Raw genomic sequence first — 27,000 nt, forward strand, 5'->3', positions numbered from 1 at the left:
CGGGGGCTGAACGAATTTTTGCCTGACCGGAGGGCACGGGCATCAACTATCGAACGCTCCAGGGAGCGAAGCTGTCCTGCCAGAACAGCCGCCGTTCCGGAGCAGGCTCAGCCGATCGACAGGTTGACGGCCTTGGGACCCTTGCCGCGCTTGTCAGGCTCGGTGTCGAATGTCACTTTCTGCCCATCCTCAAGACCGGGAAGACCCGACGCCTGCACGGCCGAAATATGAACGAAGACATCCTTCGCGCCATCATCCGGTGTGATGAAGCCGAACCCTTTGGCATGGTTGAAGAATTTGACGGTGCCGGTCTGCGGCATGGGAAGCTCCTTTGATCCCATAAACTCCAGTCTCGGGCCGGCAAATGCCCGAATGGAAATTTGTCCTTTATTTTAGCGTCATCGGCAAGAGAAAGTTTTGCGGGCACTTAAAGCGCGTCGCGCTTTAAGTTTTCATTATGATGCATGTCGTTGACCCGACACCGGATCCACTTTGGGGCGACAGCATTTTTGCTGCGCTGCGACATGAAAAAGGCGCGACGAAAATCGCCGCGCCTTCAAAATTCGTTTGCCTCTTCCGAAGTCATTCAAGCTTCGGAGCCTCAGTCGCACGGCCAGGAAGGGCGTGCTGCTGGCCGATGGCTCAGGCGGCGCGGAGGTTGACGGCCTTGGGGCCTTTGCCCATGCGATCCGGCTCGACGTCGAAGGTGACCTTCTGGCCGTCGACGAGCGTGCGCAGGCCCGAGGCCTCGATCGCGGAAATGTGGACGAATACGTCCTTGGCGCCACCGTCGGGCGTGATGAAACCGAAGCCTTTGGTCGCGTTGAAGAATTTAACGGTGCCGGTCTGGGCCATTGGGGAAACTCCTTCACCCGTTCAGTCTTGATGGTCCTGCCCGCCACCTCGCGTCGAGGGCAGTTCCCGGTGGTAGCTTTCGGCAGTCATGCATTGGCGCATGGTCAAACCCCCCGCCGAAAAACGGGGCCGTCAGAGATTCACAGTATCGGGGAAAGGTCGTCCAAAACGTTCCGCTCTCCGGGTCGCAAATGCCCGAACACGGAATTTATCGCACGGAAAAGTGAAGGTTGCAAGATAGCGCCGCGGGCCGCCCCCGATGGGCGCGTCCCGACGCATGAATCGACCAATCCGAGCATCGACGCGCCGCAAATAGGCCTCGTTGCCTGAGGGGTCATCGGCCACAGCCCCGTCACGCATGGGCCAGCGGCGGCGACGGCTGGCGGTGCGAGGCGCCGGGATAATCCAGGCGACGTTCTTTTTAGCAGCCGGCTGCAAACGAGGGTTGCAATCGGCGATGGAATGCGGAGGATCGCAACAGCGCGACTGGTTTGAGCCTTTGCTTCGTGAATATCATTGTCCCGAACAGCTGCGTACTTGGAGCGGCACGCAGCGAGGCGAGGATCGAGGGAGAGACGATCATGAGGTTTCTTGCGGCAATCTTCTCGCGACAGGGTTTTGTCGTCCTGTTCCTGTCGGCTGTTCTTGCCGCCTGTACAGTGGTCGTCGACGACGGCCCGGGACCGCGGCCACGGCCGCCGCGGCCGGGACCGCAATTCTGCACCAAACAGTACGAGCCCGTCTGCGCCCGGCGCGGTGGCGACCGCCAGACCTTCGCCAATGCCTGTCTTGCCGACCGGGCGGGTTATCGCATCGTGCGCGACGGTCCCTGCCGTGACGGCGGCGAGGGTGGCGGCGAGCAGACTTTCTGCACCCGCGAATACGCGCCGGTCTGCGCCCGGCGCGGCGGAGAGTTGCGAACCTTCCCCAACGCCTGCGAGGCACGCGCCGCCGACTACCGCATCGTTGGCGGGGGCCGCTGCTGAAAGGCCGGGTGTTCGTCTTTTCCGCACCTTGGGAAAACGCGGATGCCGTCTAAAACAAATTTCGGGGACGTGTGACGGTCACAACGCGGATGGATAGGCGCCGTCGGCCGGCCCGGAGTAAAGCTCGCTGCCGTGCTCATCGCAGATGCGCACGCGATCGGGGATTTGCGGCATTGCGAGCGTATGGAAGAGCGCGGTGGCGCCCTGCCAGGCTGCGCGCAGGGTAGGGGCTTCCAGCGACACCTTGTCGAGCGTCGCTTCCTCGGCTTCGCGCGATCGGTAAAACTCGATGACGAAATTCAAGGACGCCTCCATGATGCGTTGTTCCGCCAGGGAGATTCTCCGGCAGGAGATTCTGCGGCAGGGATGGGCGCGGAAGAAGTCGTCCGCGATCAGCTCTTCGATTTCGGCTTCAGGCCGCTCTCGGCCTGCTTGACCGACGAGCCGAACGGGGAGGCGGGCTTGGCCACCACCTTGTCCTTCTTGGGCTTTCGTGTTTCGCGGTTGCTGCGCTGTTGACCCTTGGCCATCTTGTCTGCTCCTCGTGCTGGTGGTCTGGCGGCGCCGGGGTCTCAGACCGCCGGATCGTTGCCAACGATCGGATTGTCGGTGCCAATCGGATTGTCGGCTGGTTCGAGATTGTCTTCCGTGGTGACCCGCTCGTGGGTCTCCTGCTCGCTGCGGATGCGGTACTGCGGGGAGCCGTCCTTGACCGGCAGCCTGCTCTTGATCTCGAACAGCTCCGCAGTCTTGTTGAGGAGCCCTGTGCGGCTCTTCATGCGCACGGTCTGGCCGACCGCGAAGAGATGCGAGGGCGTGTCGGTGCGCGGACGCGCATTCTGCTGGAAACGGATCATGCTGCATTCTCCCTGTCGCGCTTCAGCGCTGTTTCGAGGTCCAGGTAATCGATGGCGACGAGTTGACTGGTGGTCGGGTTTTTCACCGCTCTTGCCGGCAAATGGATGAAGGTGGCGACGCAGCGCCAGGCAAGCCGCGACATGCCCTCGATCAGCTCTTCGTCGTGATCGATGTCGTAGTCGCCCGCCGGCAGTTGCCCTTCCAGCCCGCCGAGTACGAAAGGAGCCATGAAATGTGCGACGGAATGGGTCGTGCGGTCCGGCATTGTCCTGCCTTGATGTTTTAAGCCCTGTGGCGACATGCGAGGCGGAGAGCCTCAAAGCAAAAAAGCGGGGACGAGCCCCGCTTTCCTATTTCCGGCAATCGCTGGAAATAAGCCATTTTCGAGAGCTGCCAGTACATCCGTGGTCAGCGGTCATCGAATTCGGCCGGATCAGATCAGTTGCAAATTGGCGGCCGACTCGCGGCCCTTGGCATCACGCTCCAACTCGAATTGCAGCTTCTGGCCTTCGGCGAGGCCAGGAAAGCCCGCGCGTTCCAATGCGCTGACATGGACGAAAACGTCCTTGCCGCCGTCGGTTGGTTGAATGAAGCCAAAACCCTTCTGGCCATTGTAGAATTTCACGGTTCCGGTGTTCATGGGTGTCTTTCGAAGAATGAGAACGGTCGCGGAGCAAATGCGCCGCGTTGCCGATATCGATGATTTGGAATGAGATTGGCGGGTCGAGAACCTCTGACGCCGCGAAATGCCAATTCTGGCCCAAACGCTCATATATATGTAGCTCGACTTTGCATAGTTTTCAAGAAGATTTGGAAAAATAAGTAAGCCAAAGGAAAAAGATTGCTGCGTTAATTTGAAAAACTCTGCTATGGTTTGATGATATTTTCCAAAAATTCTCAAAAAATCATTTTGGGGTCCGCTCCCGAAATTTGCGTTTTATTTCTCCAAAAAAAGGACAAAAACCATGGTTTCTGCGAGAAGCTCACGAGGCAATACCACAGCGATCAACCCGCCCATCAGGCCGGCAACCGCATATGCCGTCGCCATCGGGCGTACCGGCAAACCTATGATCGTCAAGTCGGCGCGGCTGACCGTCAGAAGCGACGAGGCTGAAAGGCGGACGATCGCCGATACTGACGGAACGGTTCGGCGCGCCAGGCAGACGGCCGAGACCAACCGGCTGATTTGATCTTGTCCGCGCCGATGGCAAGCGCAAGAAACCAAGCAAAGCCTTGAACCCGCCGCGCCAATGGCCTAGATCGCGGCAGGCGGACAAACACGGCAGGTTTCCCATTAACAGAGATCAGAGACGAGCGGCGGGTGCTGGCGCCAACTCCGGCTCGGGCGGACAGCCGCCGTCGAGTCTCGACCAGCATGTGCAGAGGGCGCTGCAACTGCATCAGGCGGGGCGGCGGCAAGAGGCCGAGGCGCTCTATCGGCAAGTGCTGACGCACAAGGTCAACCATGCGGCGGCTGCGCATTTTCTCGGTCTTTTGCTGCACCAGACCGGGCGCAGCGCCGAGGGGCTCGGTCTCCTCGAGCAATCGGTGCGCTTGCAGCCGAAGAATCCGGATTTCCTCAACAACCTCGGCACGGTGATGCGCGATCTCGGCCGTGTCGCGGCGGCCGCCGACTTCTTCCGCGGCGCGGTGGCGCTGCGGCCGGACCAACTCGCGGCGCGCGACAATCTCGGCTCGTCACTGAAACAGCTTGGCCAGTTCGAAGGCGCCGAGGAGATCTATCGCGGCACGGTCGCGCGCAATCCCTTCCATTTCCGCGCCCGCATCGGGCTTGCCGAAACCTTGCAGGAAACGGGGCGCCTGGACGAGGCGCTGGCCGTCTTCCGCGAGGCGCTGTCGATCCGTCCGAAGGACGCCGAACTGCTGCACGGGCTGGGCGTCGGGTTGATGGAAAAAGGCGAGCTCGACGAGGCGGCCGACCTGTTCCGGCAGGCGCTGGCGGCCGATCCCGGCATGGCGCGCGCCTGGCTGATGCTGACGCAGGTCAAGCGCCAGAAGGAGCGCGATGCCGAATTGACCGGGATGGAGGCCCAGCACGCCAAGGCGCTGCCGGACAGCCTGGCGCGCATGCAGCTTGCCTTCGGCCTCGGCAAGGTCAACGACGATCTGAAGGATTATAACAGAGCCTTCGACTATTTCGCCGAAGGCAATGCCATCCGCCGCAAGGGCATCGACTACGACGCGGAAAGGACACGCGCCGAATTCGAGGCTATGAAAACGGTGTTCGACAGGGATTTCTTCCAGAAGCACAGGCCGAGCCCGATCTCCGACGACACGCCGATCTTCGTCGTCGGCATGCCTCGTTCCGGCACGACGCTGGTCGAGCAGATCATCGCCAGCCATCCGCAGGTCTACGGGGCCGGCGAGCTCGGTATCCTGAAGACGGCGGTCGGCAGGCAGTTCCCGGCGACCATGCCCGGCGGCTTCCCCTGGGGCGTTTCGGATGTACCCGATACGGATTTTGCCGAGGCGGGACGTGCCTATCTCGACATGCTGCATGCCCGCTATCCGCACATGCGCCACGTTACCGACAAGATGCCGGGCAACTTCCTGCTTGTCGGCTTCATCCACATGATGATGCCAAAGGCCAGGATCATCCATTGCGCCCGCGATGCGGCGGCAACCTGCCTTTCGATCTACAAGGTACATTTCCGCGGCGACAGCCACCGCTACGGCTATGATCTGGGCGAACTCGCCGATTTCCACAATCTCTACACGGACATCATGGCGCATTGGCACAAGGTGCTGCCCGGCGTCGTGCACGATGTGCGCTACGAGGATTTCGTCGCCGACCAGGAAGGCCAGAGCCGGGCGCTGATCGACTATCTCGGGCTGCCATGGGACGATGCCGTGCTGTCGTTCCACCAGACCGACCGGCCGGTGCGCACGGCTTCCGCCGCGCAGGTGCGCCAGCCGATGTATCAAGGCTCGGTCGACCTGTGGAAGCGCTACGGCGACAGGCTGAAGCCCCTGCTGGACAGACTGGCTTAATGCGGCGCGGCATTTCCGGCGGAGCGCTCCCGCTCCGCCCAAGTGCGTTGCCTACAATTCCATGAACGTCTGGAACCCGCCGAAGATCATGCGCTTGCCGTCGAACGGCATTTTCGACATATCCGGCTGCAATCGTGGATCGGCCATCACCTTGGCCATGACCGCGTCGCGGTCCTGCCTGGATTTGTAGACGACCCAGGAAAAGATGACGACTTCGTCGTCCTTGGCCTGCACGGCGCGTGGAAACGACGTGACCTCGCCATAAGGCACATCGTCGCCGACGCACTCGACATAGGCGAGCGCGCCGTGTTCCTTCCAGACGGCGCCGGCGGTGTTGGCCAGCTTCTTGTAATCGTCGAGTTTTGCCTTTGGCACGGCAAGCACGAAACCGTCGACATAGGACATGGCAATCTCCTTGTTTGCTGCATCCGGCGCCGGGCCGGCAGGGATGCGACCCGGGGCAGGTGGGCGCGCACTTCTCGCCGAGAGTGCTGACGCCCGCTATCGAATTGCGACGGTTATTGCTCCACTGGAGCGTTCATCGCCCATGCGACTCCGAAAGGGTCCTTCACCTGGCCCCAGCGGTCGCCCCAGAACATCACCTGCAGCGGCGTCACGATCTCGCAGCCGGCGTCGACCGCGCGCTGCCACCAGCCGTCGATCTCGTCGCTGCCGAGATGAAGCTGGAGCGTATAGCCCTGCGGCGCCTGGTGCGGGTGGCCGTGCTCGGGATAGGCGTCGCCCAACATCAGCGTCGAGCCGTTGATGTGGAGGTGGACATGCATCGTGCGGCCTTTTTCGTCCGCGGGGTAGGCAAAGACCTGTTCGGCGCCGAACGCCTTCTGGTAGAATTCGGCAGCCTTGAAGGCGCCGTCCACCTGCAGATAGGGGGTCAATCCGCCGAGCACTTTCGCCTTGGGCTGCACAGGGGTCTGGTCGGTCATTGCGTGTTCCTCTTCACGTTTGATTTGGCCTTGCGGACCATAGGACGCGCGAGGTGACGGCGGTCCTACATGGGCTTGAAATTTTTCTCGAGGGCCGGGCCCGGACTGGCCGGGCGACCGGAGAACTCAAGCGATAGACGCATGGCTCGGCCGCTCATATGACCTTGGCCGAGACGGCGGCTGAGCGGCGGCTGTTCTGCGCGTCGAAGAGTTCTGGAAAGCCAACGTCCTTGCGCAGTTCGGCGGGGAGCGAAAGCAGGATGCGCTCGCTACGATGGCGGGCACGCGCCGCCGCATATCGGGTTGCGATGCGGCCGATGGAGGAAAGGACGGACATGATGCATTCTCCCTGGGTTGGCGCCGGCATCATCGTGTCGGCATCCCAAGGACGAGGCAGGTTCAGGCGATCCGACAGGTCGTCGTTTTTTTCTCGCAGCGTTTAATTTCTCATTCGAGCGCCACGGCCTACGCGACCTTGAGCGTCGGAATAGCCGAAACATCCACCTCACGTTCGGCATGCCAGGCATCGAAAGCTGCCTGCATGCGAAGCCAGATCGCGGCTCCATCGCCGAACAGCTTCCCAAGGCGGGCGGCCACAGCCGGTGAAACCGGCTTCTTTTCGCGGATGATGTCATAGAGCTGCTGCCGGGAGATGCCGAGCAGCTTTGCAATTTCCACCTTGGTCTTTCCAGTTGCCGGGATAATGTCCTCAAGCAGCGCTCCCGGGTGGGAGGGACAGCGCTCGATAGGACGCGTCGGCTCGTGCACGCTCATAGATCGAACTTCTCCAATCTGGCCGCCTCAGCGGTATTGCTCGAAGTCGACGCGGGCGTCCTTGCCGTCGAATTCAAACGTGATGCACCACGGGCCGTTGACGTGGACCGTGTAACGGATGGGATCGAAGCCTCTCAGCGCATGGAAGGCAAAGCCAGGAAGGTTCATCTCCTCGGGCTTTTCTGAAGCTTCCAGGCGGTCAAGCCGGACAAGAACGCGCTTGTGCATCTTGGCGTCGATCTTGCCGGTTTTCCCGGTTTGAAAGAGCTCTGACAGGGCCTTGTTCCTGAAAGACTTGATCATGAGGTATGTAAACAGATCGCTTACAAGATTCAAGGACCTGTAAGCGGATAATTTACAATCCGATCTATCCCGCCCCTTCAGCCACTGAGCGGAAGAACTCCTCGGGATCGTCGACTTCGGTCAGCCGCCGCCTCTCGATCAGCCAGAAGCGGTTGCCGATGGCACGGATGAAGGAGCGATCGTGCGAGGCGAGCACGCAGCTTGCCTGGTGCTTGAGCAATTCCTCCTCCAGCGCTTCCTGGCCGTCGATGTCGAGATGGTTGGTCGGCTCGTCGAGCAGATAAAAATTCGGATTGGCGAGCCTCAGCGCCAGCATCATCAGCCGCGCCTTCTGGCCGCCGGACAGCACACTGATCCTGCGCTCCTGCATCTCGATGCCGACGCCGGCGCCGGCAAGCAGAGAGCGGGCGCGCTGTTCGCCGACATCGTAACGGCGCGACACCATCGCCAGTGGCGTATCGTCGCCGCCGATGCCGGACAGGGCCTGGTCGCTGTAGCCGAGCACCGTCGACGGCGTCACCTTCACGTTCTGAACCGTGTCGGGTTCGATAATGGCGTTGCGGATCAGCGTGACGAAGCGCGACTTGCCAACGCCGTTGCGGCCAAGCAGCACGATGCGGTCGCCCTGGCAGATGTGGCGCTTGCCGGTCCTGAACAAGAGCGTGCCGTCGGGCGTTTCCACCGCCGCGTCGTCGAGCGTGATCAGCACCTTGGCGTGCGTGCCGCGATTGGCCAGCCGGATCGCCCCCGCCGATTTCTCGTGATGCGCCGGGGCCGCCGCGTCCTCAAGTCGCTCCGCGCGCTGCTTGAGCTGCTTGGTCTTGACCGTGAGAAGGTCGCTGCCCGAATTGATGCCGATATTGTTGAGCTTGGCAGCCTGGCGTCGCAATTGCTGCGCCACCTTCATGTCGCGCTGGAATTTTCGCTCGGTCGAGGCATCGACCTCATCGAGGGCCTGCCGGGCGCGGGAGTAGGGAAGGGAAAACACCGGCGACTGGTCCGGGCGCAGGAACAACGTGCGGTTGGTGGCGGCGTCGAGAAAGGCGCGGTCGTGGCTGGCGATCACCACCGGCACCTCTCGCGGTAGCGCGTTCAGCCAAGTTTCGAGCTGGCTGATGCGGGCAAGGTCGAGATGGTTAGTCGGTTCGTCGAGCAGCAGCATGTCGGGATCGGTGACCCAGACACGCGCGATCAGTGCCAGCCTCTGCCAGCCGCCGCTCAGCGCCTGCATCTCTCGCTCGCGCATCGCCTCAGGAACGTCGAGCGAATCCAGCACCACATTGACACGCCATAGTTCGCTTTCGGCTTGCTCGGGCGGCAAAGCGTCAGCCACCACCTGATGAAAGCTGCGGCCAAGCAGGGCAGCAGGAACGGACTGCTCGACATGGCCGACGCGCAAGCCGCGCGTGCGGGTAATGTCGCCGGAGGTCGGCTCCATCTCGCCGGCCAGGCATTTGAGCAAGGTCGACTTGCCGCGACCATTGGCGGCAACGATGCCGAGCCGGTCGCCGCTGCCGATGGTGAGGTCGAGATTGGAAAAGAGCGGCGCACTCATCGTGACGCCGAGGGATTTGAGGCTGATCAGGGCCATGTCGATTTCTCTGGTCTATCCGGAAAGTCCGGCTCAATGCACTTTGTCAGTGCGCAAGCGGCCATCAGGCTCGGCAATGCGCACCACGAAGGGCAGACCAAAAAATCGAAGCGGGAAAAACCCGGACCGTCCCTGGTCAGCCCTGCAAGCAAGCTCGCAGGGCGGAAATCGGGCCACGCTGACGATGGTGATCGATAAACACGCAGCCCTCCTTTCAAGACGTTTGGGTGTGGGGACTGAGTACACCAAAGGTCATGCGCTGGGCAAGAGGAGGGTAGCGTCGAGCGGGGCGCTGAAGCTGCCAATCTCCCCACTCGCGGGGGAGATGTCCGGTCCACCCTCCGCAGCTGCAGCGCAGCTGCTGTGGAGGACGGGCAGGACAGAGGGGGCGCCGTCCCGCCGGCCTTTCGAACGAACTACTTTCCGGGCCGTCCTGTCTTCGCGGGCCGGCGCTTTTCGCGGCGGGCGTCGCCGGGGTCTTCATAAGAACCAATGCCGGCGCGTTGGCGCACGACGGGTTTGTCCTCGCGTTCCTTCGCGCCCCCGTCTGTCCTGCCGGCCCCAACAACGGGAGAGATCGGCTGAGGCTTCGCCGGCACTTTTCCCTCGACCGGTTTCTCGGTGCGGCGCACGGTCATCTCGTCGAGAGAGTTTTTCTTGAACAGCGGTTTGGTCGGCTCGCCGGGAATGCCGAAATCCGAGCCGTGTGCTTCGGACGCCGATTGTTTCTTGAACAGCGAGCGCGACACGGCACCGGCCGGCGTCGGCATGTCGGTGCCTGGGCCCATGTCGTCGATCGACGGTTTGGCGAACAGGGGCTTCTTCACCGGCACCGCGCCATCGGCGCCCATCTCGTCGAGATCGGGCTTGCGGAAGAGATTGGGCCGGGCAGCCTTGGCTGCCTCTTCGGCGGCGCGTGCTTCGTCGAGCTTGCGGAACCGCTCCTGTTCCTCCGATGTACGATGCCTGGCCACGCCCTTGTTGTGCTTGCCTTTTTCGCGGCCCGAGACCGGGCTTTCCATATCGGCGTATTTGGCCAGCGGATCATCGGAGATCGACATCTCCATCTCACGCAGCCGCTTGATCTCGTCGCGAATGCGGGCCGCCTTCTCGAAATCGAGGTTGGCGGCGGCGTCGCGCATCTGCTTCTCCAGCGCGTCCAGATGGGCCTTGAGGTTGTTGCCCATCATGGCGCCGGCGCTGTCGGTGAACTGCGAGATGTCGGCGCGGACATGGTCCTTCTCGTAGACCGAATCCAGAATGTCGGAGATGCGCGACTTGACCGATTCCGGCGTGATGCCGTTGGCGGCGTTCCACTCCATCTGCTTTTCGCGACGGCGATTGGTCTCGGCCATGGCGCGTTCCATCGAGCCGGTGACCTGGTCGGCATAGAGGATGACCTTGCCATCGACATTGCGAGCGGCGCGGCCGATGGTCTGGATCAGCGACGTCTCCGAGCGCAAAAACCCTTCCTTGTCGGCGTCGAGTATGGCGACGAAGCCGCATTCGGGGATGTCGAGGCCTTCGCGCAAAAGGTTGATGCCGACCAGCACGTCGAAGGCGCCGAGGCGCAAATCGCGCAGGATTTCGATACGCTCCAGCGTGTCGATGTCGGAGTGCATGTAGCGCACGCGCACGCCTTGCTCGTGCAGATATTCGGTGAGGTCCTCGGCCATGCGCTTGGTCAGCACGGTGACCAGCGTGCGGTAGCCGGCCTTGGTCGTCTCCCGGATCTCCCCGACGACGTCGTCGACCTGGGTCTTGGCCGGGCGCACCTCGACCGGCGGGTCGATCAGGCCGGTCGGTCGGATGACCTGCTCGGCGAACACGCCGCCGGACTGCTCCATCTCCCAGCCGCCGGGGGTTGCCGAGACAGCGACCGAGAGCGGGCGCATGGCGTCCCATTCCTCGAAGCGCAGCGGCCGGTTGTCCATGCAGGAAGGCAGGCGGAAGCCGTATTCGGCAAGCGTCGCCTTGCGCCTGAAGTCGCCGCGATACATGCCGCCGATCTGCGGCACGGTGACGTGGCTTTCGTCGATGAAGACCAGCGCGTTGTCGGGAATATATTCGAACAGGGTCGGCGGCGGATCGCCCGGCTGGCGGCCGGTGAGATAGCGCGAATAGTTCTCGATACCGGCGCAGGAGCCGGTGGCTTCCAGCATTTCCAGGTCGAAGCGGGTGCGCTGTTCCAGACGCTGCGCCTCCAGCAGGCGGCCGGCGCGCTCGAGCTCGACCAGACGGTGCTTGAGCTCTTCCTTGATCGACTTGATGGCCTGGTTCAGCGTCGGGCGCGGCGTCACATAATGCGAATTGGCGTAGATCTTGACGCTTTTCAGCTCGCCCGTCTTCTGGCCGGTCAGCGGGTCGAATTCGGTGATCGCCTCGATTTCGTCGCCGAACATGGAGATGCGCCAGGCGCGATCCTCAAGGTGGGCCGGGAAGATCTCGATCGTGTCGCCGCGCACGCGGAACGAGCCGCGCACGAAATTGATGTCCTGGCGCTTGTATTGCTGGGCGACGAGGTCGGCGAGCAGTGCGCGCTGGTCGAGCCGGTCGCCGATCTGCATCTGGAAGGTCATAGCCGTATAGGTCTCGACCGAGCCGATACCGTAGATGCAGGAGACCGAAGCGACGATGATGACGTCGTCGCGTTCGAGCAGCGAGCGCGTCGCCGAGTGGCGCATGCGGTCGATCTGCTCGTTGATGGAGGATTCCTTCTCGATGAAGGTGTCGGTGCGCGGAACGTAGGCTTCCGGCTGGTAATAGTCGTAGTAGGAGACGAAATACTCCACCGCATTGTCCGGGAAGAATTTCTTGAACTCGGAATAAAGCTGCGCCGCCAGCGTCTTGTTCGGCGCCAGGATCAAGGCGGGACGCTGCGTCTCCTCGATCACCTTGGCCATGGTGAAGGTCTTGCCCGAGCCGGTGACGCCGAGCAGCACCTGCGTGCGGTCGTTGTTTTGGACGCCCTCGACCAAGTCCTTGATGGCGGTTGGCTGGTCGCCGGCCGGCTCGAAATCCGACACCATCTTGATGGTGATCCCGCCCTCGGACTTTTCCGGCCGGGCAGGCCGGTGCGGCGTCCACAGCACGCCGTCCTTGTGCAGCGGATTGCCGGATTCAATCAAAGCCGAGAGAGCCGCCACCGTCGCGGTGACGCCGCTCGACGTCATCGTCTCGGCTTCCTCGAGCGAGACGTCGAGGCCGGCGACGGGATTGAGGCCGGCCGCAGCGCGCTCGCGGGCTGTCGCCGCGCCGCCCATCGAGGTGCCACGCGCCGTGCGCCCGGGCGCCGCGGAGCGCTCGGGGATCTTCTTCGATGGCTTCGGCGACTTGCCGCCGTCCTTGCCGGCCTGGCGCCCTTCGCGTTCGGCTTCCTGCTCGATCTGCTCGGCCCAGTCCGCGACCGAACCGGTGAGCGGCGTGCCGGACAGTTCGAGCTGGGGCATCTCGGCGAAGCCGCCTTCGTGCAGCGGCTCCGAGGCGTCGAGGAAATCGGTCAGCGGGCTGCGCCGCTTGGGCGCGGCGCGGTCGTCATTCGCCGTCGACGGCGTTCTCTTTTCGGTGGATTTGGCCATGGCCGGAATATGGGAGGTCTTGGCGAAAATGGAAAGAGCGCGATCAGCCGAGGCGCATCACCAGATGCAGCTCCTGACAGAAGGCTGTCAGGAGGAGGCAAGTGCCGGTGATGCCTGCCGATTGCGGTCAGGCGCCGCGTGCGTTGTCGGCCACGCGTGTCGGCGATCCGTTCAGGCGCGGCACCACGACGAGGCGCTTGATTTTGCCCTTCTTGAAGGCGGCGAGGAAGCGCGCATAGTCCTTGAAGGCGACGCATCCACTGGACTGTGCGTAGCGGCCCCGAAGCAGGTAGGTGTGGGCCAGCAGCCCGTCACGATTGTATTTATTGCGGCCATCGACGGGTGTCAGACGCAAAGCCTCGACACCATGAAAGCGCGACTCGCGCAGCGACAGATTGTAGGTGTTGGGCGGTGTCGGCCCACGGTTCTTCTGATCGGCATAGCGCGGCTGGTCCGCCATGGCGCCGATGCCCGAATGCGCTTCGAGCCTCGAACCGTCGGGCATGTAGACGGTCTTGGCGCTGATGTCATAGATGGCGACACCGCTGCCGGCTCCGCTCCTGGAGCCGCCCGGCGCGTTGAACAGGTTCCTGAACGCCTGGCCGAGGCCGCCCGAAGGCGTGTCTGGCTTTGCATAGGCCAACGCGTCGCCGCCATCCGCCGGCCGGCCCTGCCGGGCCGGCTTTGCCGGCTGGGCTTGCTGGATCGGCTTCGCCGGCTGGGCTTGCTGGATCGGCTTCGCCGGCTGGGCTTGCTGGACCGGCTTTGTCTGAGGTGCCGGCTTCTGCTGCACGACCTTGGGCTGTTGAGTCGGCTTTTCCTGCTCCACGGACTTCAACGGCTCCGGCGCGTCGAATTGCGGCCGACGGGTCGGCAGCGGCACGTCATCGGTGAGCGCGTCGGGCAAGGCCGCGGCATCGCCCGGCTGTTCCTGCTGGGTTTCGACAGGCGAAACCGCGACATCGGCCGAAGAGTCCGTCATCGGCAATGGCGAGGCGAATGCCTCGTCCTCGACAGGCAGCGAGCGGGCAAGCGCGAGGGCCAGTTGCGAATTGTCCGGCGTGCCGGCATCCGGCTGGGCAAAATGCATCGGCTGCGGCGCTGTCTGGACAACCACCGAGCCGGTGTCGATCCGGGCGAAGCGCTCCGCCGCGGGTGCCGGCAAGTCTTCAGACAGGCTGGCGACGAGCTTGGCGCCCGGCACCAGCGATGCCTCGGCGACCTGTGGAGCGGAGGTCGAGATGATAGGACGGGCGGGTGCGCCGGCCGTGGCCACGGGCTTGGCCGCGTTGGCGAAGGCGGCGGCGAGCTTGCTTGGCGAGAGAGATGCTTCCATGCGCTCGAAGCGCTCCTGCGAGGTCGTCTTGGCGACCGGGACAGGGTGTGCCGTGGACGCGGCCACGAGGCGCGCCGACTTTTCCGCCCGAGGAGCGAGCGCGGCCAGCCTGAAGCATCCGGAGCCGCATTGCACGGCGTGGTTCTGCAGCGCCTGCGTGCCGCCATCGGCGTTGGCCAGTGCGAATGGCGCAGCGGGCATCAGGAAATGCTGTTTCAGCGGATCGGCAAGAGCGAGCGAGCCCGGCATGGCCAGCCTCTGAGGCAGGACGCTCGACGTCGACGACAGCGAAGCGCCGACGGAGCTCAGACCAGCCATTGTCCCGACCAGCCACAGGCCAACGGCAGCGCTGACGCCGGGCACGGCGACCCAGCGGACGATCCGCTTAGAGTTGAAGGATGAGGCACGTGACGCGTTGTCGGCAGCTTCGCCGTCCCAACGCCTGTCCCCGACAATTTTCTTACTCAAGAACGCCATTCAACCAATCTTGCTCCAATCGGCTCCCACGTCCGCGGCTGTGATAGCCGCGACGACCATTCTGTGAGTGATCCCAGGTGGTCCCCGACGCGTTTGCCGCGCCTGTCTTTGGTTGCCGATTGCTTCAAAATATGGACAAAGTTGGTTAACCAATCCCTCTCAAAACCAACCGAGAGACGTGGACTTTGTGCCAAAAAAGGCTCGTCCACGACCATGAACGCGGTATTACAGCCCTTCCAAGAGTATTTTGCTGCCTGCTTTTAACGGCCGAGTCAAGCAAAACAGCTCTTGCTAATTGAAGCGAATGGCCGTTTCAGCGGGGCCGCGACGGTGGCGCGTGTCATTCCGTACTCCCGAGAAGGCCCAGCGCGTCGCCCCAAAACTGCTATCCGCCCGCAGCAGATAACCGGCCCGTACCGCGGTTTCGCGGCGACCATTGATCGGCCACCGTGTTGGCGCGGCGGTTCGCGCCGGAGGAGGCGGAAGCGGTGCTGTACCAAGGCGCGATTTTCTAGGGTTTGCAATGGAGCTTCTACCTCCCCCTTGTGGGGAGGTTGGACCGCAGGTCCGGGTGGGGGGCTGGCGCTGACCGCCCAGGAACGCAGCCCTCTTGGGCCCTCAGTTGAACCACAGCGCAAACGTCAGGAAGCCACCGCCGCCGAACTCGCTCTGGATCTGGTCGAAATCGTCGCTGGTCAGGATCCTGCCGCTTTCGAGATAGGGCGCGATGGCCGGGCCGGTGATCGACAGCACCAGGTCGAAGGGTTTCGGCTCGTCGAAGAAGCGCTTCATGTTGATGCCCTTGCCGGTGATGCGGAAATGCGGCAGCAGCACGCGGCCTTCGAGCAGGTCCTCGGCCATGGTCAAGGTGGCGAGCCAGGCCGCGACCTGCTGCTCTCCGACTTCGAGGCCGGTGAGCGGGTTTTCGCCCTTCTGTTGCGGTCCCGGCAGCCATTCGCGGTCATTGTCGGTCTCGGCGCGGATCGCCTTCCAGTCCTCGCGCGACAGCCGGATCATCTCCAGCAGGTGACGGCGCGCCGCCTGCCGCCGCTCGGGCTCGACCACCGGCCAGTTGACAAGATGCACCAGCGAGATGAAATCGGCGATGCGCCATTCCGAGGAGAAGATGCTGCTGCCCATGTCGCCAGCCGGCGGAACGAGGATGTCCTGCAACGGCAGTTTTGCGCGCGGGAAGAGCATGTGGAAGGAACCGTCGAACGTGCTCCTGAAATCATGCGCCAGCCAGAAATCGGCCTGCGCCATCAGGAACTCGGCATAGCCCTGCAGCCAATAACCGTCGGCGCGGTCGAAGCGGAAGGTGAGCGCAGGCGCGGCATCGTCGGGCGCCACGCCGCGCGACAGCGAGGCCATTATGGCGGCAATGCTTTCGTCCGGCGCGATCGTGCCGTCCTCGTTAAGGTCGATACCGACCTGGGTGAGGTCGATGACAATGCCGATATCGGCATCGGCAGGCACCGAGCCCAGCGTGGCTGCGGATTTCTCGAGCCGGTTGCGGAAGGCGACCAATATGGCGCGGAACTGTTCGTAGGTCAGCGGTTCGGGGTTCGGGTTTTCCGGCACAGGCAGCCGCATCAGCGGCAGCATGAAGGATCGCGGGCTCTCGAAGCCGTGGCGGTGCAGGCCGCTGGCCAGCAATTCCAGCGCGGTGAAGAATTCGCCGGCGCCGGCGGCATAGGCGGATGCCGGGTCGGTGGATGCGGCTGCCTCCAGCGTCGAGAGCGCCGTGTCGCGCGCGACCACGGTTTTGGCCTCGAACAGAGCGGCCGCGGTTTCGGGCATGGCGGCCTGCGCCGAAGACATCGGCAGAACCAGAGCAAGTGCCAATGCCAGCAGACTTGCCAGTGGTGTCATTTTCCCCCTCCCATGCGCGTCGTGCCGGCAATCATACACGCATTTGCAATGCCGCGTCTGCCGGGCGCTGATGCATGATTGCCATTGGCTGGCTTCAACGCGCCCGGCAGACGGTCTACACAGGGCAAACGATTGGACATCGCGTGTCGAACTATCCGCTCTCCTACAAACTGTCGTGGCTGCCGCGATTCCTGAAACCGTCGCTGTCCGGTGGTGTGCAAGGCTTCGCGCCCGTGGCCGGAACGATGGTGGATCGGGCGCCGAAACGGACGGTGCGGCTCGCCTTCGTCGGCGACATTTCGGCGGTGGCCAACCGCAGCGCGCCCGACTGTGATCCGGTGATCAAAACGCTGCTTGGCGCGGCCGACCTGGTGATCGGCAATTGCGAAAGCCCGATCGTGGACAAGCCAAGCGCCGTGCTCGGCACCAGGCTCGGCACCCATCACGCGATGAGCGAGCGCTTTCTCGGCGACGCGTTGGCGGCAGTCGGCATCTCGCGTGAAAGACTGGTGCTGTCGCTGGCCAACAACCATGTGCTCGACCAGGGCGTCGCCGGTTTCGATGAGACCGTGGCGGCGCTGAAGCGGCTCGGTATCGGCACTATTGGCCTCGCCGGCAACAGCCCGGTGCAGCCTGTCGAAGTCGGGCCGCTGACTGTCGGGTTCGCCGCCTTCACGCTGTGGCGCAATGCGGGCGAGGACCTGTTCGCCGGCCGCGTTTCGATGGCCGGCGATATTGCCCACCTGCGAGGTGACGGGTTCGATCTCCTCTGCGCCGTGCCGCATTGGGATTGGGAGTTCCGCCACTTTCCGCGCGCCGAAACGCGGAGACTGGCGAGGCGCCTGGCAGGGCAGGGCGTCGGGCTGATCGCCGGCCACCACGCCCATGTCGTGCAGCCGGTGGAGCGGATCGGCGATACGATTGTCGCCTATGGACTTGGCGATTTCCTCGGAACCGCCCTTATCCGCCAGCCTTGGCCGGGACGCATTGGCGGGATTCTTGTCGCCGACGTCAGCGCCGATGCGGGAACGCGGGGGTCAGTCATTTCCTACCGGATGCATCCCTTTGTGCGGCTGCGCGCCGGGGATCATGAGCGGCTGGCGCCGGTGGAAGGATTGGAGGGCCGCATGCGTGACAAGGTGCAAAGGCGGTTGAGCGCTGTCTTTCCGTAACTACAGGTGGTGGACATTGGCCAAAATCGCCATGTCGGCGCTTTTCCAAGCGCTGATGATTGGCGAATGAAGGGGCGGCGCAAGCATCTGTTGAAGAGGCGCCACAGTCGATACTTCAGACAAAACCGGCTATCATGAACCGGTCCAGGCAAGCGGGGGTGGCGGTGGAAACAGCGGATTTCATGCCCGGCGACGCCGTGGTTGCCGGCATCCGGAAAAACATCGAGGCTTATGAAGCGGCGCGGGCCTCCGTGGTGCGGCAGGTACGCTGGCGGGTGCCGCTGTTCGTCGGTTTGGTGCTGGCGACGGTAGTGCTGATCGCCTGGCTGTTCAACAAGGTCGCCGATCCCAACGAGCAATGGTTCTCGACGCCGCATGTGTTCCTCTATGTCGTCGGTTTCGCAGCTTCGATCCTGCTTTATTTCCAGGCGATGAAGCCGGCGACGCGGCTGCAGCAATCATTTCGCAAAACACTGCTGCCCATCATCTTCGGCTTCATCCGCGACGTGCGCTACGCGCATGGCGGGCGGCCAAATTCCTTCGACCGGCTGCCGCGCGAGGCGGTCGGGCCGTTCAACCGGGAGTCGTTCGACGATGTCGTTTCCGGCCGCTACGAAGAGTTTTCGTTCGAGCTCTACGAAGCGGAACTGCGGGAAGGGACAGGCAAGGGCTCATCGACGGCCTTCAAAGGCGTGATCGTCGCCTTCGAAGCCATCGAACCGTTTCCGGGAATATTGGTGGCGACGCGGCGGACCAATGCCGTCGTCGGCTTCTTCCGTGGCATGTTCGCCAGCAAGATGCAGGAACTGTCATCCGGCGTGCCGGAACTGGATGCCGCCTATGAGTTCCGCACCGACAATGCCGAGGCGGCGCAGCCATTGGTGACCGGCCGGTTGGCGCAAGCGCTGAAATGGCTGGGCGAAACCTGGCCGGAGGAACCCGCGCGCGTGGCCCTCAACGGCAGCGACGGTTTTCTGCTCCTGCCGCAGGCGAAGAATTTCTTCGAATTGCCCGCCATTTCGGTGCCACTGGACTACCAGACCCATGTCGCGCCGATGATATCGGATATGGGCGCGATGCTGGCGACGGCAGCGCTGGTGCGCAAGATCGGCGCCAGGGACGAAGCGGCTTGATCAGCCGGCGTTCCCGTCAGCAATCGAAGCCGTACTTTTCGCGCATGTTGTCCGCCTCTTCTTTCGACATTCGCTTGAACATCACGCAGATCGTGAAGCTGCCGACCTGATGGCCGTCCCGCGTATATCCCCAGTCGGAAATGTCGTCCCTGGTGAATTCTATGTTCTGGCCGAGCACGACGTTGTGCACGGCCTCCGGCTCATTGGCCAATATGCCGACAAACCCTGTCCCGGCACGGCGGAACGGTATGACCCAGAAGTGCTCGGTGACATGCCCATCCCGCACCTTGACCTTCAACTTGAACCTACCTGTGCCGGAGGGAGGCATTTCGGACAGTGCCAGGAATTCATCGAGGCCGGCGAGCGCCTGCGCGGTCGCCGCCGCCATGTCGGGATCGCCCGGAGCGAAGATGATCCCCTTGTCGTCACCTGGATCCACGCCTTGCGCGCCGACCGATCCCGGAGCAAGCGCCAGCATCAAGGCTGCCGCAGTTCGAACCGCTGGTTTCATGGAAGGCCCCCCTTCATCGTTGCGGTCGACACAATGCTGCATCCCCATCCGGTTTGCAACCTTTGCGCGAGTCTTGTCTCTTCAGGTCCAAGGTGGCGGCGACCGTTGATGACAGACCGGGATGGTGACGCCGGTGAAGAAAGTTTCGTCCCTACAGCTTGCTCGGCACCAGGCCAGCCAGCCAGTTGGCTGACCGCTTGGCCATGTCGGCGGTCGCCGATACAGCGCGGCCAAGATCGGTCTTGACGACGGCATAGCCGTTTTTCGTACGATAGAGCACGCCGGTGCCGCCATCGACCACCTGTTCATAGGCGACCGGCCGCGCGGCGGCCGCTTCCATCGCCGTCGTCGGCGAGCCGACCGGGACCGTCGGCCTGTGGCTCAGCTCGGGCGGCAGCGTCGGTTCAACGGCGCGGCTGGCGGGCCTCAGCTCCGGGCGCGAAGCGGTCGCGGCCAGTTGCGAGGAGGACGCGGAACCTTTCGCGCGGCAGATGCCAGAGACGAGCGGATAGTTGAAATTGCGCTCGTGCAGCATCTGGCTCTTCATCGCCGCTTCGCACTCGGCGATGGTCGACCATTTGGCCGGCGTCTCGCCGATATATTCGCAAAGCTTGGCGTCGCAGTCGCAGCCGACGATGGTCATGGCGACAAGGGCGGTCTTGATCACGGTCTCGTCCCCTCGATGTGCCCCTCGGCAGCCCATTCAGGTGCATGTCGCTGTCCAAACCGGTCCCTGAGCGGAGCCCGCGGGCACGCTTTGGGCGACATGCGACAGTCCATCGCCCGCGAACAAGGCGGGATTTGGCCGCGATTGTGAAATGAGCGTGGCGTGGCGCTCCAGACTGCGGTTCTCGGCGGAGCGAGGCGGAAAGGCCTCAGTAGTCGTAGACGTGCTCCAGCCTGGCGCCTGACTTGATCAGCGCCGGCAACACCAGATGCAGCCTGGGTACGGCTACGACCATGCCGGTGCGGCGTGTCGATGGATCGGCCGGCAGCGGATAGCTGAACAGGATGCGCATGCCTTCGGGGATGGCGATCGAATCCGTGGAGAGCACGGTGATCATGATCTCGTCATTGCCGCCGATCTCGACGAATGAGACGCCCTTGTCGATCAGGCGCGGGATCATCTCGGTGAACACCTGGTAGCGCTTGGTGACGAAGACGGTGCCGTCGGGGCCGTAGTCGCGTTCGAGCAAGGTGTCGGCTTCGTTGCGCGTCGCTTCGCCGACCGGCCCCTTGGCCCAGACATGGACGTCGAGCAAGGCCGGATCGGATGTTGCCGCGAGCGCCTGTCTGATCAGGTCGGCAGAGAACTGCTTGATAGTGTCGGCGAGGCCGAAGGCAAGCTTTCGTTCGCTGGAGCGCACGGCGCTGTCGCCCGGCGCCGGCTGGACGGCGAAAAGCCCGGCGCGCTTCTCGGCATACGGAAACTGGTACCACGGCCCCTGGTCGAGGAAGGCGGCGTATTCGGCCGCCACCTTGCCCTGGTAGATGTCAGTCGCCGTGCGCCTGCCCGCAATCGCCTCGGTGATGCGGCCGATCGTGTTTTCATAAGCCCATTGCAGGGCATGCTCGATCGTGTGGCTGGTGCCGATGACGACCGGCATCTGGTGGTTGGCGTAGTTGAACTTGTAGGCGGAGCTGGCGCGGATCACCATGGCGTAGTCCTGCCAGAAGCGGCCGACATAGGCGAAATAGGGAAAGCCGCTCGGCTGGTCCTTGGCGACGAAGCCGGCATATTCGCGCGCAGCATAGACGATCACCCATTCCGGGTAGGTGAGGAAGGTCGATTCCTCAGGTCGCTGGTAGCCGGGGATTTCGGCGCGCACCCTGGCGGCGAGCGCCGGCGGCGGTGCACCTTCGGCGATACCCGGCAACGGTGTCTTGTCCAGCGACGGCGTCGTCAGGAAACCGTAGGCCAGCCCGGCGATCGGGATCAGGACAATGATGACGATCAGCCAGAGGATCGTCCTGATGATACGCTTCATGAAGCGAAACAGGACCATGGCCGGTCAGGCCATGGCGGCGGCAAGCTTCTGGATCAATGTCATGAAGTATCCCCCTTCAGCGAACCCGCCTGCAAACGCAAACGGACTCTGACACGGCGATACTAACCGATTTTGGCGCGCGGTGAAGCGGCGCCCGCAACTTCGCCGGGAAGGCGCTTGAGCGGGAGGGAAAAAGACAGTCGGCGCCGGGATTTCTCCCAGCGCCTCCCTGTCAGACCAGGACACGGTCACGGCAGCAACTCCCCTAAAGTCGTCGCACCAAGCCGGCCTTGATTTTGACGGTCCTGCCAGTCGCCGCCCGAAGGCCGCGCCCGTTCCAGACCACGCCGGTCTCCACCCTTGCGGGCTTTGCCCTGCGGCCATCGAAGGTTTTTGCCGTCCTTCATGGCAGCATCGGTCCGCCGTCGGCGTTGGCACGCTTTCCGCGGCCCCGTAGGTCTCGGCTTCCGTCCCTCGAAGCAGGCGAGCCTGCTCTCGCTTCGGGCCGTACGGGCCTCAGGAAATCCGCCTTTCAGCTTCGCCTTTCGGCTGGGCGATCGGTAGCCGCCTGAGATGGGTTAACTTACGCCGGCCAAGGATGTTGGGGAATGCCCGCGGGCCTGTGGATAGCGGGATTATCGGGGACCATTGCCAGAAGCCTCGGAATTTCAGGCACCAAGGCCTTAGACAGCCTGCCCTGCTTTTTCGGCACGCGAACCGAGAGCGCCTATTGCTCCGCCAACGGGCGCGGGCTTCAATGCCGGCAAAGGATCGGGCAGTGCGTGCCCGGCGCCTTGCGGGGAGGGATGCGCATTGAAGGTCGGGGTGGTGCTCAATCCGATTGCCGGCGGCGGCTGGCTGAAACGGCACTGGTCCGAGGTCGCCGCCTCGTTGAACAATCACTTCGGCGATTTCGAACTGCGCGAAACGCAGGCCGAAGGCGATGCCGAAAGGCTGGCGCTCGACCTCGCGGCAAACGGGTTCGACCTGGTGATCGCGGCCGGTGGCGACGGCACGGCCAGCGAGGTGGCCGACGGCCTGTTGCAGGCGTCCAAGGAAAACGGCCGCGCGTCCGAACTCGGTCTGCTGCCGTGCGGCACGGGTATCGATTTCGCGCGCGGGCTCGGCCTGCCGAAGGAGGTGGACGCGACGCTGAAGCGGATCGCCGGGGCCAAGGGCAGGGCGGTCGATGCAGGGCGCATCTGCTATATCGACGACCATGGCGCGCTGGCCAGCCGGCACTTCGTCAACATTGCGAGCCTGGGGCTCTCGGGCGCTACCGATCGCGCCGTCAACGCCGACAAGCGCAAGGGCAAGGTTGCGGCCAAGACGTTGTTCCTGTGTCGCACCGTGGTCGAATTCGCCCGCTACCGGTTCCAGGATGTAACGATTTCAGTCGATGACGGCGCGCCGGTCGAGGCGCGCATGGCACTGGTCGCGGTGGCCAATGGCAAATTCTTCGGCGGCGGCATGATGATCGCGCCGGACGCCGAACTGACCGACGGCCAATTCGACATCGTCATCCTGCGCGCGGCCAGCAAGCTGAAGCTGATCTGGGATATCCGCCTGCTCTATGGCGGCAGGCATCGCAACCATCCGGCCATCACCATCCTGCGCGGCAAGAAAGTGGTTGTCGAACCGCTCGGCGACGTGGAAAGGAACGGCGCGCTGGTCGACATCGACGGCGAGTCGCCCGGGCGCATACCAGCGACCTTCGAGATCCTGCCCGGCGCTCTGACGCTCAGATATTGAATCAAGACGTTGCGGCTTTGATTCAGGTCGCTCCGGTCCTGATTCCAGATGAACGCTCAACCTTTTGAAACCGCTTGAAGTTTCCCGGATTCAGATTTCCAGTTTGGACGGAAAACCGGGCGCGCGCAGGTCGGCGCCGACAGCGTCCTCGAGCAATTTGACGATCTGGGTCGACCAGGCGCCGCCGCCGTAAGCCGCCTTGCCCTGCTCGAAAATCGCATTGACGCGCGATGCCAGTTCCACCGGCACACCGAAATCCCGACCCATGCCCAGCGCGAAGCCGAGGTCCTTCAGCGCCAGGTCCATGGTGAAGCCGATGTCGTAGGAGCCGTTCAGGATGAGTTGGCTTTCGGTTTCGTGGACGAAGCTGTTGCCGGAGGAGGCAACGATGGCGTGATAGGCTTGGGCGAGGTCGAGCCCGCCTTGCCTAGCCAGCATCAGCGCCTCACCGGCGGCGACGAGATGGATGAAGGCCAGCATGTTGGTGATGACCTTGATCACCGCCGCCGAGCCGATCGGGCCCATCAGGAACGACTTCGCGCACATCGCATCGATGGCAGGGCGATGACGCCCGTAAAGATCGGCATCGCCACCGACCAGCGCGGTGATTTTCCCAGCCGCCGCCAGATGCACGCCACCGGTGACCGGGCATTCCAAGGTCTCGATTCCCCTGGCCGAGGCGAGGCCCGCGAGGCGCACGATCTCGTCGCGGCCATTGGTCGACATCTCAATCCAGGTGCCGCCGGCGGGGAGGCCGTTGAGCAGTCCAACAGGCCCGGCGAGAACCGCCTCGCTGGCCTTCGGCGATGGCAGGCAAGTTATGGCATTGCCCGCCCGCTCAGCCGCCTCGGCGGGGCTGCCGGCAGCAATAGCGCCGAGCGCCACGAGGCGCTGGACGGCGGTGGGCTCCCGGTCGAACACGGTGACGGCAAAACCATTTCGGACCAGGCTGGCGGCTAGCTTGCCGCCGAGATGACCAAGGCCGATGAAGGCGTAGCCTTCGCTCACGGAATCAACGGCGTTTGCATCATCTGCAAATGCAGGTCCTTGCCGGTGTAGGGATAGGCGTCGCAGACGTCTTCATTCAGTTCGACGCCGAGGCCGGGCTCCTTTGACGGGATGACATTGCCGTCCTGCCACTCGATCTTCTTCTTGAGCAACGTGGCGTGGAAACCGTCCCACTGCTTCAGCGATTCCAGGATCAGGAAGTTGGGCAGCGTCACCGCCAGCTGGATGTTGGCGGCGCCGACGATCGGTCCGCAATAACAATGCGGTGCGATCTGGATGTGGTAGGCCTCGGCCATGGCGGCGATCTTCTTGGTTTCGAGAATGCCGCCGGAGCGGCCGAGGTCCGGCTGCAATATGGTCGCGGCGCGGTTCTCGATGACGCGGGCGAATTCGAACTTGGTCGTCAGCCGTTCGCCGGTGGCGATCGGGATGGAAGTCGCGCGGGCGACCTGCGCCATGACTTCGGGCATATCGGGCGGCACCGGCTCCTCGAACCACAAGGGGTCATAGGGCTCGATGGCACGGGCAAGGCGCAGGGCGCCGGAGGCGGTGAACTGGCCGTGCGTGCCGAACAATATGTCGGCACGCGTGCCGACCGCCTCGCGGATCGCCTTGATCATGCGGGTCGAGACGTCGATGTCGAGCAGGCGCGGCTGGTGGCCGTCAAAGGCGGTGTAGGGACCGGCCGGGTCGAGCTTGACGGCATTGAAGCCCTGCTCGACATATTCGAGCGCGCAGGCCGCCGCCATTTCGGGGTCGTTGTAGACATTCCTGCCGTCCGGGGCGTCCTCGGAATGGACGCTGCCGGTATGCGGATAGAGGTAAGTGTAGGAGCGCAGCGTCTCGTGCACCTGGCCCCCGAGCAGCTTGTAGACGGGTTTGTCCGCTTCCTTGCCAATAATGTCCCAGCAGGCCATTTCCAGCGCCGAGAAGCAGCCCATGCCGGACACGTCTGGCCGCTGCGTGAAGCCGGAGGAATAGGCGCGGCGAAAGAAATTCTCGATGTCGTGCGGATCGCGGCCGACGAGATAGCGCTCGGCCATGTCCTCGACCATTCTGGCCGTGACATGGGCGGAGAAGGTGGCGTTGTAGGCTTCGCCATATCCGACCACGCCGCCATCGGTGACGAGCTTGACGAAGATGAAATACTTGCCGCCGATGCCGGGCGGCGGATTGCCGACAACCCAGGTCTTGACGTCAGTGATCTTCATTCTTGGTCCTCCAGAACCAGTTCGGCGCCTTTCCATCCGGTCAGGATCGAGGCGGCGTTGGTGTTGCCGGTTATGTTGTCGGGAAAGATCGAGGCGTCGATCACGCGCAAGCCTTCTAGCCCATGTACCTTGAGCCGCGGATCGACCACGGCGCGCGCGGGATCGGGTCCCATGCGGCAGGTCGAAACCGGATGATAGACGGTGCCGGAGCGTTTCCTGAAATCCGTGATCAGGTCGGCGTCCGAAGTGATTGATGGGCCTGGCAAAACCTCCTCCGCGATGATCTCGGCCATAGCCGGCATCGAGGCGATCTTGCGCACGAATTTCACCGCCGCCAGCATCTCCTCGACATCGGCATTGGTCGAATAGGCGTTGGCGGCGATCTTGGGATGGTCCAACGGATTGCTGGAGCGGATCATGATCTCGCCGCGGCTCGACGGGCGGCAGTTGGACAAGCCGATGGAGAAGCCAGGCCAAGGGTCCGGCGTCAGGATCGGGCGCTCGCCACTCTTCGGGATGACGGTCGAAAACGCCTGGAAATAGAGCTGCATGTTGGGGCGCGAAAAGGCCGGGTCGGTGCGGAAGAAGCCACCGCCGTGGTTCATCGACAGCGACAGCGGGCCGGAACGCGTCAGGATGTACTGCATGCCGACCATGAGCTTGCCCCACCAGGGACGCAGGATCTGGTTCAGCGTCGGCAACCTGCCCTTGAAGGTGTAGTTGATGCCGACATGGTCCTGCAGATTGGCGCCGACATTCTCGTTGGCGTGAATGACCGGGATGCCCAGCCCGTGGAGCAGCGCCGCCGGACCGACGCCGGAGAGTTGCAGAAGCTGTGGCGAGTTGATCGAGCCGGCGGACAGGATGATTTCGCGGCCCGCGCGGGCCGTTTTCGTCTGGCCGTTCTGTAAATATTCGACCCCGACGGCACGCTTGCCTTCGAACAGGATGCGGCTTGCCAGCGCGTTGGTCTCGACACGGACGTTTGCGCGCTTCATCGCCGGGCGCAGGAAGGCGCGCGCGGCCGACATGCGGCGGCCGTTGCGGGTCGAGATCTGGTAGACGCCGACGCCTTCCTGTGCAGCGCCGTTGAAATCGGGATTGAACGGCAGGCCGGCCTGCTGGCCGGCGGCGAGGTAGCGCCTCGTCAGCGGGTGGACGGCATCAGACGTATCGCTGATGTGCAGCGGGCCACCTCTGCCACGCCATCTGTCGGCCCCGGCTTCATTGTCCTCCAGCGCCTTGAAGGCCGGCAGCAGGTCGTCATAGCCCCAGCCGGGATTGCCCGCGTCGCGCCAGTCGTCGAAATCCTCGCGCGCGCCGCGGATCCACACCATGGCGTTGATCGAGCTGGACCCGCCAAGCAACTTGCCGCGCGGCCAGTGGTCGACATCGCCGCCAAGACCGGTATCCGGCTCGGTCTTGTAGTTCCAGTTGACCGTGGGATCGAAGAAGGTCTTGCCGTAGCCGAGCGGCATCTGCACGTAGAAGCGGCGGTCGCTGCCGCCGGCTTCGAGCACAAGCACCGAAAAGCGGCCCGAGGCCGACAATTTATCGGCGAGCACCGAACCGGCCGAGCCGGAGCCGACGATGATGAAGTCGTAGGTCTGCATGATGGGTATGGCCGGCTCCGGAAATC

General features: G+C 63.5%; 28 protein-coding genes. 6 read left to right on the forward strand and 22 right to left on the reverse strand.

Features of this window, described 5'->3' with window-relative positions; genetic code table 11:
* Positions 1-107 precede the first annotated feature (107 nt).
* Positions 108-320 carry a cold-shock protein gene (locus tag FJ426_RS11865; protein ID WP_006202521.1) on the reverse strand — a complete coding sequence of 71 codons (213 nt, stop codon included), beginning with the start codon at positions 318-320 and terminating at the stop codon, positions 108-110.
* 322 nt (positions 321-642) lie between these two features.
* On the reverse strand, positions 643-855 hold the full coding sequence (locus FJ426_RS11870) for a cold-shock protein (protein WP_006202520.1): 213 nt from the start codon (positions 853-855) through the stop codon (positions 643-645).
* Between the two features lie 581 nt (positions 856-1,436).
* On the opposite strand from FJ426_RS11870, the gene FJ426_RS11875 reads away from it, so the two are divergent.
* The gene (locus FJ426_RS11875) at positions 1,437-1,841 is read left to right on the forward strand and encodes a Kazal-type serine protease inhibitor (protein WP_140516872.1); all 405 of its coding nucleotides are present in this window, start codon (positions 1,437-1,439) and stop codon (positions 1,839-1,841) included.
* Between the two features lie 78 nt (positions 1,842-1,919).
* On the opposite strand, the gene FJ426_RS11880 is transcribed toward FJ426_RS11875, so the two are convergent.
* From FJ426_RS11880 to FJ426_RS11895, 5 genes are all read right to left on the reverse strand, one after another.
* The gene (locus FJ426_RS11880) at positions 1,920-2,144 is read right to left on the reverse strand and encodes a hypothetical protein (protein WP_140496001.1); all 225 of its coding nucleotides are present in this window, start codon (positions 2,142-2,144) and stop codon (positions 1,920-1,922) included.
* A gap of 89 nt (positions 2,145-2,233) precedes the next feature.
* Positions 2,234-2,371: a hypothetical protein gene (locus FJ426_RS31330; protein ID WP_181165218.1), complete on the reverse strand. Its 138-nt coding sequence runs from the start codon at positions 2,369-2,371 to the stop codon at positions 2,234-2,236.
* A gap of 42 nt (positions 2,372-2,413) precedes the next feature.
* Positions 2,414-2,698 (reverse strand): hypothetical protein, encoded by a 285-nt coding sequence (locus tag FJ426_RS11885; protein ID WP_140560619.1) that lies wholly within the window; start codon positions 2,696-2,698, stop codon positions 2,414-2,416.
* A complete protein-coding gene (locus tag FJ426_RS11890) occupies positions 2,695-2,964 on the reverse strand; it encodes a hypothetical protein (protein ID WP_140560620.1) in 270 nt (89 codons plus the stop codon). The genes FJ426_RS11885 and FJ426_RS11890 overlap by 4 nt, the downstream gene beginning before the upstream one ends.
* 168 nt (positions 2,965-3,132) lie before the next feature.
* Complete coding sequence (locus FJ426_RS11895; protein WP_140495998.1) at positions 3,133-3,339, reverse strand: cold-shock protein; 207 nt, start codon at positions 3,337-3,339, stop codon at positions 3,133-3,135.
* Positions 3,340-3,664: 325 nt separating this feature from the next.
* On the opposite strand from FJ426_RS11895, the gene FJ426_RS11900 reads away from it, so the two are divergent.
* Both FJ426_RS11900 and FJ426_RS11905 read left to right on the forward strand, forming a co-directional pair.
* On the forward strand, positions 3,665-3,889 hold the full coding sequence (locus FJ426_RS11900; protein ID WP_140516868.1) for a hypothetical protein: 225 nt from the start codon (positions 3,665-3,667) through the stop codon (positions 3,887-3,889).
* 187 nt (positions 3,890-4,076) lie between these two features.
* On the forward strand, positions 4,077-5,711 hold the full coding sequence (locus FJ426_RS11905) for a sulfotransferase (protein WP_140560621.1): 1,635 nt from the start codon (positions 4,077-4,079) through the stop codon (positions 5,709-5,711).
* A 51-nt stretch (positions 5,712-5,762) separates the two neighbouring features.
* Here the strand turns inward: FJ426_RS11905 and FJ426_RS11910 are convergent, their stop codons facing one another.
* The 9 genes from FJ426_RS11910 to FJ426_RS11950 form a co-directional block, all read right to left on the reverse strand.
* A complete protein-coding gene (locus FJ426_RS11910; protein WP_140560622.1) occupies positions 5,763-6,116 on the reverse strand; it encodes a DUF1428 family protein in 354 nt (117 codons plus the stop codon).
* Between the two features lie 113 nt (positions 6,117-6,229).
* Positions 6,230-6,655 (reverse strand): glyoxalase/bleomycin resistance/extradiol dioxygenase family protein, encoded by a 426-nt coding sequence (locus tag FJ426_RS11915; RefSeq protein ID WP_140495994.1) that lies wholly within the window; start codon positions 6,653-6,655, stop codon positions 6,230-6,232.
* 154 nt (positions 6,656-6,809) lie between these two features.
* Positions 6,810-6,992: a hypothetical protein gene (locus FJ426_RS11920; protein ID WP_140556066.1), complete on the reverse strand. Its 183-nt coding sequence runs from the start codon at positions 6,990-6,992 to the stop codon at positions 6,810-6,812.
* Between the two features lie 128 nt (positions 6,993-7,120).
* Positions 7,121-7,429 carry a HigA family addiction module antitoxin gene (locus FJ426_RS11925; protein ID WP_140516860.1) on the reverse strand — a complete coding sequence of 103 codons (309 nt, stop codon included), beginning with the start codon at positions 7,427-7,429 and terminating at the stop codon, positions 7,121-7,123.
* Between the two features lie 27 nt (positions 7,430-7,456).
* Positions 7,457-7,732, reverse strand: a complete 276-nt coding sequence (locus FJ426_RS11930; protein WP_140560712.1) for a type II toxin-antitoxin system RelE/ParE family toxin — start codon at positions 7,730-7,732, stop codon at positions 7,457-7,459.
* 64 nt (positions 7,733-7,796) lie between these two features.
* Positions 7,797-9,323, reverse strand: coding sequence for an ABC-F family ATP-binding cassette domain-containing protein (locus FJ426_RS11935; RefSeq protein ID WP_140560623.1), 1,527 nt, complete (start codon positions 9,321-9,323; stop codon positions 7,797-7,799).
* Between the two features lie 416 nt (positions 9,324-9,739).
* Positions 9,740-12,901: an excinuclease ABC subunit UvrB gene (uvrB, locus tag FJ426_RS11940; RefSeq protein WP_140560624.1), complete on the reverse strand. Its 3,162-nt coding sequence runs from the start codon at positions 12,899-12,901 to the stop codon at positions 9,740-9,742.
* A gap of 127 nt (positions 12,902-13,028) precedes the next feature.
* On the reverse strand, positions 13,029-14,714 hold the full coding sequence (locus tag FJ426_RS11945; RefSeq protein WP_140560625.1) for a DUF2778 domain-containing protein: 1,686 nt from the start codon (positions 14,712-14,714) through the stop codon (positions 13,029-13,031).
* A 618-nt stretch (positions 14,715-15,332) separates the two neighbouring features.
* A complete protein-coding gene (locus tag FJ426_RS11950) occupies positions 15,333-16,586 on the reverse strand; it encodes a hypothetical protein (protein ID WP_140495988.1) in 1,254 nt (417 codons plus the stop codon).
* Positions 16,587-16,729: 143 nt separating this feature from the next.
* On the opposite strand from FJ426_RS11950, the gene FJ426_RS11955 reads away from it, so the two are divergent.
* Both FJ426_RS11955 and FJ426_RS11960 read left to right on the forward strand, forming a co-directional pair.
* Positions 16,730-17,758 (forward strand): CapA family protein, encoded by a 1,029-nt coding sequence (locus FJ426_RS11955; protein ID WP_140524894.1) that lies wholly within the window; start codon positions 16,730-16,732, stop codon positions 17,756-17,758.
* A gap of 164 nt (positions 17,759-17,922) precedes the next feature.
* Complete coding sequence (locus tag FJ426_RS11960) at positions 17,923-18,891, forward strand: DUF3137 domain-containing protein (protein ID WP_140560713.1); 969 nt, start codon at positions 17,923-17,925, stop codon at positions 18,889-18,891.
* A 16-nt stretch (positions 18,892-18,907) separates the two neighbouring features.
* Here the strand turns inward: FJ426_RS11960 and FJ426_RS11965 are convergent, their stop codons facing one another.
* From FJ426_RS11965 to FJ426_RS11975, 3 genes are all read right to left on the reverse strand, one after another.
* The gene (locus FJ426_RS11965; protein WP_140495986.1) at positions 18,908-19,402 is read right to left on the reverse strand and encodes a DUF2314 domain-containing protein; all 495 of its coding nucleotides are present in this window, start codon (positions 19,400-19,402) and stop codon (positions 18,908-18,910) included.
* Between the two features lie 151 nt (positions 19,403-19,553).
* Positions 19,554-20,069: a hypothetical protein gene (locus FJ426_RS11970; protein WP_140495985.1), complete on the reverse strand. Its 516-nt coding sequence runs from the start codon at positions 20,067-20,069 to the stop codon at positions 19,554-19,556.
* 208 nt (positions 20,070-20,277) lie between these two features.
* On the reverse strand, positions 20,278-21,408 hold the full coding sequence (locus tag FJ426_RS11975) for a hypothetical protein (RefSeq protein ID WP_140825214.1): 1,131 nt from the start codon (positions 21,406-21,408) through the stop codon (positions 20,278-20,280).
* Positions 21,409-22,203: 795 nt separating this feature from the next.
* On the opposite strand from FJ426_RS11975, the gene FJ426_RS11980 reads away from it, so the two are divergent.
* On the forward strand, positions 22,204-23,142 hold the full coding sequence (locus FJ426_RS11980) for a diacylglycerol kinase family protein (RefSeq protein ID WP_140560627.1): 939 nt from the start codon (positions 22,204-22,206) through the stop codon (positions 23,140-23,142).
* Between the two features lie 90 nt (positions 23,143-23,232).
* On the opposite strand, the gene FJ426_RS11985 is transcribed toward FJ426_RS11980, so the two are convergent.
* The 3 genes from FJ426_RS11985 to FJ426_RS11995 are packed head-to-tail and all read right to left on the reverse strand — an operon-like array spanning position 23,233 to position 26,974.
* Complete coding sequence (locus FJ426_RS11985) at positions 23,233-24,150, reverse strand: NAD(P)-dependent oxidoreductase (protein ID WP_140560628.1); 918 nt, start codon at positions 24,148-24,150, stop codon at positions 23,233-23,235.
* The gene (locus FJ426_RS11990) at positions 24,147-25,361 is read right to left on the reverse strand and encodes a mandelate racemase/muconate lactonizing enzyme family protein (protein WP_140560629.1); all 1,215 of its coding nucleotides are present in this window, start codon (positions 25,359-25,361) and stop codon (positions 24,147-24,149) included. Before FJ426_RS11990 ends, FJ426_RS11985 begins: the two co-directional genes overlap by 4 nt.
* Positions 25,358-26,974 (reverse strand): GMC family oxidoreductase N-terminal domain-containing protein, encoded by a 1,617-nt coding sequence (locus tag FJ426_RS11995; RefSeq protein ID WP_140560630.1) that lies wholly within the window; start codon positions 26,972-26,974, stop codon positions 25,358-25,360. The genes FJ426_RS11990 and FJ426_RS11995 overlap by 4 nt, the downstream gene beginning before the upstream one ends.
* Between the last annotated feature and the right edge of the window lie 26 nt (positions 26,975-27,000).

The sequence above is a fragment of the Mesorhizobium sp. B2-6-4 genome, from assembly GCF_006441495.1.
GTDB lineage: Bacteria > Pseudomonadota > Alphaproteobacteria > Rhizobiales > Rhizobiaceae > Mesorhizobium.

Excerpts from the sequence above, each read along its gene's own strand:
- FJ426_RS11865 (WP_006202521.1), bottom strand. The coding sequence starts at position 320 with ATGCCGCAGACCGGCACCGTCAAATTCTTCAACCATGCCAAAGGGTTC.
- FJ426_RS11870 (WP_006202520.1), bottom strand. The coding sequence starts at position 855 with ATGGCCCAGACCGGCACCGTTAAATTCTTCAACGCGACCAAAGGCTTC.
- FJ426_RS11875 (WP_140516872.1), top strand. The coding sequence starts at position 1,437 with ATGAGGTTTCTTGCGGCAATCTTCTCGCGACAGGGTTTTGTCGTCCTG.
- FJ426_RS31330 (WP_181165218.1), bottom strand. The coding sequence starts at position 2,371 with ATGGCCAAGGGTCAACAGCGCAGCAACCGCGAAACACGAAAGCCCAAG.
- FJ426_RS11885 (WP_140560619.1), bottom strand. The coding sequence starts at position 2,698 with ATGATCCGTTTCCAGCAGAATGCGCGTCCGCGCACCGACACGCCCTCG.
- FJ426_RS11890 (WP_140560620.1), bottom strand. The coding sequence starts at position 2,964 with ATGCCGGACCGCACGACCCATTCCGTCGCACATTTCATGGCTCCTTTC.
- FJ426_RS11895 (WP_140495998.1), bottom strand. The coding sequence starts at position 3,339 with ATGAACACCGGAACCGTGAAATTCTACAATGGCCAGAAGGGTTTTGGC.
- FJ426_RS11900 (WP_140516868.1), top strand. The coding sequence starts at position 3,665 with ATGGTTTCTGCGAGAAGCTCACGAGGCAATACCACAGCGATCAACCCG.
- FJ426_RS11910 (WP_140560622.1), bottom strand. The coding sequence starts at position 6,116 with ATGTCCTATGTCGACGGTTTCGTGCTTGCCGTGCCAAAGGCAAAACTC.
- FJ426_RS11915 (WP_140495994.1), bottom strand. The coding sequence starts at position 6,655 with ATGACCGACCAGACCCCTGTGCAGCCCAAGGCGAAAGTGCTCGGCGGA.
- FJ426_RS11920 (WP_140556066.1), bottom strand. The coding sequence starts at position 6,992 with ATGTCCGTCCTTTCCTCCATCGGCCGCATCGCAACCCGATATGCGGCG.
- FJ426_RS11925 (WP_140516860.1), bottom strand. The coding sequence starts at position 7,429 with ATGAGCGTGCACGAGCCGACGCGTCCTATCGAGCGCTGTCCCTCCCAC.
- FJ426_RS11930 (WP_140560712.1), bottom strand. The coding sequence starts at position 7,732 with ATGATCAAGTCTTTCAGGAACAAGGCCCTGTCAGAGCTCTTTCAAACC.
- FJ426_RS11935 (WP_140560623.1), bottom strand. The coding sequence starts at position 9,323 with ATGGCCCTGATCAGCCTCAAATCCCTCGGCGTCACGATGAGTGCGCCG.
- uvrB (WP_140560624.1), bottom strand. The coding sequence starts at position 12,901 with ATGGCCAAATCCACCGAAAAGAGAACGCCGTCGACGGCGAATGACGAC.
- FJ426_RS11945 (WP_140560625.1), bottom strand. The coding sequence starts at position 14,714 with ATGGCGTTCTTGAGTAAGAAAATTGTCGGGGACAGGCGTTGGGACGGC.
- FJ426_RS11950 (WP_140495988.1), bottom strand. The coding sequence starts at position 16,586 with ATGACACCACTGGCAAGTCTGCTGGCATTGGCACTTGCTCTGGTTCTG.
- FJ426_RS11965 (WP_140495986.1), bottom strand. The coding sequence starts at position 19,402 with ATGAAACCAGCGGTTCGAACTGCGGCAGCCTTGATGCTGGCGCTTGCT.
- FJ426_RS11975 (WP_140825214.1), bottom strand. The coding sequence starts at position 21,408 with ATGGTCCTGTTTCGCTTCATGAAGCGTATCATCAGGACGATCCTCTGG.
- FJ426_RS11990 (WP_140560629.1), bottom strand. The coding sequence starts at position 25,361 with ATGAAGATCACTGACGTCAAGACCTGGGTTGTCGGCAATCCGCCGCCC.
- FJ426_RS11995 (WP_140560630.1), bottom strand. The coding sequence starts at position 26,974 with ATGCAGACCTACGACTTCATCATCGTCGGCTCCGGCTCGGCCGGTTCG.